The organism is Paraburkholderia fungorum, from assembly GCF_046027605.1.
GTDB classification, from domain to species: Bacteria; Pseudomonadota; Gammaproteobacteria; order Burkholderiales; family Burkholderiaceae; genus Paraburkholderia; species Paraburkholderia fungorum_F.
The window spans coordinates 1-7,133 of sequence record NZ_JAQQEF010000059.1 but is presented as its reverse complement, the minus strand read 5'-3'; the positions used below and the strand labels follow the sequence as shown (position 1 = coordinate 7,133).

Here is a 7,133-nt window from a genome sequence, read left to right as displayed (position 1 = left end):
ACGTTGAATCGGGCTACGGCTGTGCAGGTGATGGAGATTCGGTCCGGCGCACAGATCGTTCCGGGCGGCGCACACGCCCCGTCTGTGGTCCAGACACAGAACGGGCTGGATCAGGTCAACGTCAACCGGCCCTCCGGCGCAGGCATGTCGATGAACACGTATGGCCGATTCGACGTGCCGTCGAAAGGCGCAATCCTGAACATTTCGCCCACCATCGTGCAGACGCAGCAGGCGGGCATGATTAACGGCAATCCGAACTTCGGGCCCGGGCAGTCCGCACGCGTCATCGTCAACCAGGTCAACAGCAGCGCAGCCAGCCAGATCAACGGGCATCTGGAGGTCGCGGGCCAGCGCGCGGAGATTGTCATCGCGAATGCATCGACATTTGTACCGATTCCCGGCCTGCCGGCCGTTGGTGCTGGTGGTGGAGTTAGCCATGCGTATGGTGGCCAGACTTCCATAGAGTATGGATTTAGCTTTCCGCCGGGTACAGCGGTTAATCCCATTAGCTATGGGTTTGATGCGAAAAAGTAGCGGAGGAAACAGTTGTGGCGGGCCCATCATTCAAGCCAGGGCAATACGAAAAGCTAAGTAAAAACCAGAAGATGATTTATTGGATCGCCATTGTTGTTGGCTTTGCGGTAATTGGTGGTGTATGGCTTTATAAATTTCTTTGACGTATGGGATGCAAACCCGGCCGCCTCCGGGTTTGTTGTTTATCAATCTGGCGTGATGACGAGGCGGCCGTGCTGGACCTCGATCCTCACGCGCTGGCCGGGTGGGAAGCCGGCCTGTTCAAGCCACATGCCGGCGATGCGCAGCCACGGAAAAAATCTTGGTGTTCGCCAAGGTCTGCCGGGTTTCGGTGAGGGTCGCCAGCGCATGATCTCCTGGACGGTGGCGTGGCGCTCGGGATGAGCGCTCAATGCATTAAGATTGGCCCTTTATTAGCCAGCCCTATTTGCGCGTGTTTCGCGCGGGCTTCTCGTTGAGAGCCGTGGGGGAACGCGAGTGATGCCGCCCGCGCGGAGTGCACCGCAGCATCGACAACTCGCCTGTCTGAACTTTAGACAAGTCACTTGTATTGTGAATCCCCGTGAGGGACGCCGTTAGCTTGAAACTCAAACGCTACACATGTTTGATAGGTAGGACAGTCCTTCGTAGCGGACGAAGGTTTCCCCGCGCCGCAGCGTGTGGGGAAACGCGGGGGAATGGATGTTTGAGGGCGCGTGGGGGACGGAATTCTCCCCACACGCCGCCCGGAAAGCGTTGTGCGGCGGGGCTGTTATCACTGGGTTGTGATTTGTCCACGGCCTTCTGAACAGAATCTGTGGAAAGAATTGATCTTGATGAACATCATTTGACATTCGAACGTCTCCACTTGACCACTGAACAAAACGAGTCGCAATCAACGCAACAAGAATTGCAACACATAAAGAGGGAAAGAACGCAGCGTTCACGAGAAAGTCACCAATCGCTTCATCGCCATAGATATGCAACGCGGATGTTGCATAAAACACCATGCGATCCATGAAGCTCGAAAACAGAAATATGGCGATAGGTATGTTGACCAATGTGGCTATACCCGCCATCGCGCTGCATTGGATTGCAGTATTCCTAATGCTCATTGGATGTCCCCTGCGCCATATGCGAAGCCCTGCTATGCCCGGGCGCGAGACAACCACAAAGGTGTAGCTGACGATTCGCCGCCTCAGGCACACCCCATGCTGAAACAGGCTGGTGCTTTCTCTTTTTCTCGCGAGGCCTCCTGCCTCGATCAAGCCAGAGCTTCGCTCTGAGATCCGGACGCCCGTTTAACGGGTGCGCTGCGGCCTCCTGCCGCTTCGCTGTTCGGAACTGCCATGCGGCAGGCCATGAATCACGGTTTCTTCCCATCCAACCGGCGCGACGTCTCGATCGTTCGCCGTTCGGATTGGCGTACTTGTGTCCTCTGGCTTAACTGATCTCCCTTCCAAGGAAACATCATGTTCATTCATAATAAGCGTCTGCAATACACCGTCCGCGTTGCCGCACCGAATCCGGGTCTGGCGAATCTGCTGCTTGAACAATTCGGCGGTCCGCAAGGCGAGCTCGGTGCGGCGTGCCGCTACTTCACCCAGGCAGTCGGCGAAGATGACCCGGGCCGCAAGGATCTGCTGTTCGATATCGCGACCGAAGAACTCAGCCATCTGGAGATCATCGGTTCGATCGTCGCCATGCTGAATAAGGGCGCCAAGGGGCAACTCGCGGAAGCGGCGGAGTCGGAAGCGGAACTCTATCGCTCGATGACAGGCGGCGGTAACGATTCGCACACCACCGCGCTGCTGTACGGCGGCGGACCGGCGCTCACCAATTCGGCCGGCGTGCCGTGGAGTGCCGCCTACATCGACACGATCGGCGAGCCCACCGCCGATCTGCGCTCGAATATCGCCGCCGAAGCGCGCGCCAAGATCGTCTACGAACGTCTGATGAACGTGACCGATGACGCAGGTATCAAGGAAACGCTCGGGTTTCTGATGACGCGTGAAATTGCCCATCAACTGTCGTTCGAAAAGGCGCTGCATTCGATTCAGCCTAACTTCCCGCAAGGCAAACTGCCCGGCATGCCGGAGTTCACCCATGTCTATTACAAGATGTCGGAAGCGGATGGCGCGCCGCGCGGACCGTGGAACGAGGGGCCTGAATGGACGTTCGAAGGCTCGCCGACACCCGCGGTGGACGGCGGTGATGGCACGGCGACGGTGAAGATATCGAAAAAGGACATCGACGTGTTGCAGGCGATGGCGTCGCGTACGGCGTCCGATACGTCGATCGATCCGACCACCGGCGCCGATCTGGGCGCGGGCCAGGCGACCGTTGACGTTTGACGTTTGACGTCTGATGTTGACGGCAGGTTCGTGCGTGTCACGTGCGGTGTTTGCATCCGCCGTGGCACGCCACTGCGCGGCGAAAAGGGCCGGTATGGTCTTTGCGTGAGGGCTGTCAGCACGATTCAGTGCTTTTCACCTGCGGACTTCGACGTGCCAGACGGGCGCTCCGGTTTCTTGCGGCAGGACTGTCCGCAGCACATAGGACTCGCGCACGTGAAACTGGAGACAGACGTTTGATTTGACTAAAAGGGAGAGCCAACATGACACAAGCTGAAACCATTGCAAAATCCACCGCTCAAGGGGCGGCCGCAAGCGACGCATTGGCGTTGCTCGAAGCCGATCACCGCACAGTGGAAAAACTCTTCGACGCATTCAAGAAAGCTGGCGACGACGATCTGGAAGCAAAAGCTGCTCTTGCGCAGCGTGCATGCGAAGAGCTGACCATGCACACGATCATCGAAGAGGAATTGCTATATCCGGCAGCGCAGGAAGCCTTGCCTGACGACGACAAACTCGACGTCGACGAAGCCTATGTCGAACATTTTCTGGTCAAGACGCTGATCGCAAAGTTCGAGACGCTCAAGGCGGGTGATAAAGGGTTTGATGCGACTTTCAAGGTGATGTCCGAGATGGTTCAGCATCACGTCGAAGAAGAAGAGGACGAGTTGTTCCCGGAGTTGCGCCGCACGAAATGCGATCTCGTCGGACTTGGGAAGAAGATCGCCGCGCGCAAGCAGGCATTGCAGAGCAAGCTCGATGCAGTGGGAAGCCGTTCGGTAGGCGACAAGACCTGAGTGGGACGAGAGAGGAACTGACTTTGAGATGGGCGTTGCCGTTGCCGGCAGCGCCCATTGTTCAAGTCAAACCAGGTGTTTTATGGTGTTTTTGTTGTGAGTTGAAAGATCAAAGACCGGAGTCCAGCTCGCGCTCTTCCACCACGTCTCGCGTCGCGCTCCAATAGGGCGGCCGGTTGTAATACTCGTGCACCGCGGTGCCCCATTGGGTATCCGCCATGGAAGGCCAGTTATCCTTATCGAAGCCGGGTGCGTTCTTGATGTGCTCGGCCGGTGCGTCGAGCACGAAGCATTTGTCGTCGGTGTCGAGCGTGAGCGCGCTCCATGGAATGGCGTGGAGCGTATCGCCCATCCCGAGAAAGCCGCCGCTGGACAGCACCGCATAAGCGACGCGGCCGCCGCGTACGTCGAGCATGATGTCGGAGATCTTGCCGACATGTTCGCCGTCGGATGACATCACCTTGTTTCCATCGAGCGTCGACGCGGCCATCACGTCCGGTCCCGGGCCGTCGCCGATACCTGTTCCAACGATGTTTGCGCCTTGCATGCCCGCGGATGCCGGCACTTGGGGATCGAGCGTAGTCATGATGTGCTCCTTGTAAAAAGTGTACTCGGAGCGCCGCAACGACCATGCCCGTGATCTGGGTGGTTTGCGCGGGCGCGTTGCGGCTTTTGGGTGTTGGCGTGTGCCGCCCCAGTGGTCGTCGCTGGTGAGCGCGTCAAACTCATGCAGACAGGGTGGTCGGGCGCGGAATCGGCAAATGCGGGGAGCGTTACCGGCGAAAGTTACGCAGCTACGTGCATTAGGGCCGGCGTGTTCGAGTGGTTGCCGTTGCGTGGGCATGCCAATCGAGCGAGGCGGGGCGAGCGCAATGCGTTCTACACGGCTGAGCGGTGGCTGGAAGCGGGACTCACCCTTGGCGGGGTCGTCTCGTTGCTTTCTGGAGAGGGGAAAGGGGAGAGCGGAATGCGCTTGTCGTGCATGGCGCACGACAAGCGCAACCGCTTGTTTAGCGGTCGAGGAACGACTTCAGACGATCGGCACGGCTCGGATGCATCAGCTTACGCATGGCCTTGCTTTCGATCTGACGAATCCGCTCGCGCGTGACGTCGAACTGCTTGCCGACTTCTTCGAGCGTGTGGTCCGACTTCGTGTTGATGCCGTAGCGCATACGCAGGACCTTCGCTTCGCGCGGCGACAGCGAGTCGAGCGCGTCGTCGATGGCGGCGCGCAAGTCGGCCTGCATTGCTGCGTCGGCCGGCGAGGAAGCTGCCGAATCTTCGATCATGTCGCCGAGCGTGGCGTCGCCGTCGTCGCCGACCGGCGTTTCCATCGAGACCGGCTGCTTGGCGATCTTCAGAATGCCACGCACCTTCTCTTCCGACAGTTCCATGCGTTCCGCCAGCACCGACGGATGGGCTTCCTGACCGGTCTGCTGCAAGATCTCGCGCGAAATGCGGTTGAGCTTGTTGATCGTTTCGATCATGTGCACCGGCACGCGGATCGTGCGCGCCTGATCGGCGAGCGAGCGCGTCACGGCCTGGCGAACCCACCACGTTGCATACGTCGAGAACTTCCAGCCACGGCGGTATTCGAACTTGTCCACCGCCTTCATCAGACCGATGTTGCCTTCCTGGATCAGGTCGAGGAACAACATGCCACGGTTCACATACTTCTTCGCGATCGAGATCACGAGACGCAGATTCGCCTCGATCATCTCGCTCTTGGCCTTGCGCATCTTCGACTCGGCCGCGACCATCTGACGGTTGATTTCCTTCAGATGCTTGAGCGGCAGCGAAACGGTGGCTTCGATGTCGATCAGCTTTTGCTGTTCCGACTGGATCGCCGGCAGATGACGCTCGAGCGCCGCACCGAACGACGACGAGCCGCGCGCTGCGCGCTCCGTCCAGCCGAGATCGGCTTCGTGACCCTTGAACGATTCGATGAACTGTTCGCGGGGCATGCCGCTCTTCGTCACGACGATTTGCAGAATGTTGCGCTCGATCGCGCGAACCTGCGCGACCTGGCTTTGCACGTCGCCGCACAGGCGGTCGATCGTGCGGGCCGTGAAGCGAATCTTCGCAAGGTGCTGCTGGATCTCTTCACGAGCGCGCTGATAAGCCTTCGAGCTGACGTCGCCGCGGGTGTGCGAGGCGTTCATCTGGTCGGACAGGATGCCGACCTGGGCGAAAATTTCGAGGCAATCGCTCGTGAGCTGCTTCAGGCGCGCTTCGTCCGCCGCCGAGGAGTCGGCCGGACCAGCGTCGTCATCGTCGTCTTCGCTATCGCTGTCGTCGTCGGTCGCGTCGGCGTCGAGGTCCGCTGCGGCGTCCGCGCTCGCGCCGGCGTCTTCCGCTGCGACGTTGTCTTCGTTCAGACCGTCGACCAGTTCGTCGATCCGCAGCTCGCCGTCCGCGACTTGTTGGGCGCTTGCCAGAATGGCGGAGATCGCGAGCGGGCAAGCGGCAATCGCCTGCACCATTTCGTGAAGGCCGTCTTCGATGCGCTTCGCAATCGCGATTTCGCCCGCGCGGGTCAGCAGCTCGGTAGCGCCCATTTCGCGCATATACATGCGCACGGGGTCGGTGGTACGGCCGAATTCCGAATCGACCGTCGACAACGCGACTTCGGTTTCCTCGTCTGCCTGATCGTCCGACACCACGGCGGGGGCGTTCGAGTTGAGCAGCAGGGTTTCCGCATCCGGAGCCTGTTCGTAGACCTGCACGCCCATGTCATTGAAGGCGCTAACGATGCTGTCGATCGCCGCTGTCTGCGCGAAGTTGTCGGGCAGGTGGTCGTTGATCTGCGCGTGGGTCAGGTAGCCTTGCTCCTTGCCCAGCTGGATCAGCGCGCGCATCTGCCGCTGGCGTTCTTCGGCCTGTTGCGGCGGCAGTTCAGCCGCTACGGGGATCGCTTTGCCTGCGCCTTTGCCCTTGGCTGTGCGGCCAGCGGGCGCCTTGGCGGTGTATCCGGCAGTTTCGTGTTGCGAATCTTCGCGATCAAAAGGGTTCACGTATTCTCCTCTAGAGGCTTCGCTATGAGACGCAAGACGCGACCGTCAGGCGTTTCGAGCATGGCTCAACATCACCTGAGTGACTCAACGCGGTTGTTTGGCTGTGCTCTGGGGAGCAAAAAAGATGAGCCCGCGCGAAGCGGGCCGATAGAAATGTGCGAAATTCGCGCGGCTCGCAGTATATACGAGCTTGCGCCCTTGCGCGCATTTTGAGCACACCATTTCTTCGTGCGCTCTTGTCGCAGGCCCCCTTATCGCCTGTCATCGGTACGTTCAAGATGGGGGCTGAAGGCGGCACTTCAACTACTCGCCGTGCGCGTGTGCACGCTCTTTACTATAGGCGAAGTCGGCCACTCTCGCACGACGGGATGACTTCCGCTGAGCTTGCTACATATAGTGAGAGGCATGTTTCGGCGCCAAATCGCACGTGGTCAAAAGAAAATTCGCAAAAGGGG

6 protein-coding genes and 1 pseudogene are annotated in these 7,133 nt (G+C 59.5%); 3 read left to right on the top strand and 4 right to left on the bottom strand.

The window, feature by feature from the left end; genetic code table 11:
* Positions 1-30: 30 nt before the first annotated feature.
* A pseudogene (locus PQR53_RS38535) lies at positions 31-435 on the top strand (two-partner secretion domain-containing protein); the annotation flags it as partial.
* Between the two features lie 284 nt (positions 436-719).
* On the opposite strand, the gene PQR53_RS38530 reads toward PQR53_RS38535, so the two are convergent.
* Positions 720-884, bottom strand: coding sequence for a SymE family type I addiction module toxin (locus PQR53_RS38530; RefSeq protein WP_408465805.1), 165 nt, complete (start codon positions 882-884; stop codon positions 720-722).
* A 237-nt stretch (positions 885-1,121) separates the two neighbouring features.
* Positions 1,122-1,628 carry a hypothetical protein gene (locus PQR53_RS38525; protein ID WP_408465803.1) on the bottom strand — a complete coding sequence of 169 codons (507 nt, stop codon included), beginning with the start codon at positions 1,626-1,628 and terminating at the stop codon, positions 1,122-1,124.
* A 357-nt stretch (positions 1,629-1,985) separates the two neighbouring features.
* Between PQR53_RS38525 and PQR53_RS38520 the strand changes: the two genes are divergently transcribed.
* Positions 1,986-2,867, top strand: a complete 882-nt coding sequence (locus PQR53_RS38520) for a manganese catalase family protein (protein ID WP_408465801.1) — start codon at positions 1,986-1,988, stop codon at positions 2,865-2,867.
* 263 nt (positions 2,868-3,130) lie between these two features.
* On the top strand, positions 3,131-3,664 hold the full coding sequence (locus PQR53_RS38515) for a hemerythrin domain-containing protein (RefSeq protein WP_408465799.1): 534 nt from the start codon (positions 3,131-3,133) through the stop codon (positions 3,662-3,664).
* Positions 3,665-3,773: 109 nt separating this feature from the next.
* Here the strand turns inward: PQR53_RS38515 and PQR53_RS38510 are convergent, their stop codons facing one another.
* Positions 3,774-4,250: a PRC-barrel domain-containing protein gene (locus PQR53_RS38510; protein ID WP_408465797.1), complete on the bottom strand. Its 477-nt coding sequence runs from the start codon at positions 4,248-4,250 to the stop codon at positions 3,774-3,776.
* Between the two features lie 424 nt (positions 4,251-4,674).
* Complete coding sequence (gene rpoD, locus PQR53_RS38505) at positions 4,675-6,678, bottom strand: RNA polymerase sigma factor RpoD (RefSeq protein ID WP_408465795.1); 2,004 nt, start codon at positions 6,676-6,678, stop codon at positions 4,675-4,677.
* Between the last annotated feature and the right edge of the window lie 455 nt (positions 6,679-7,133).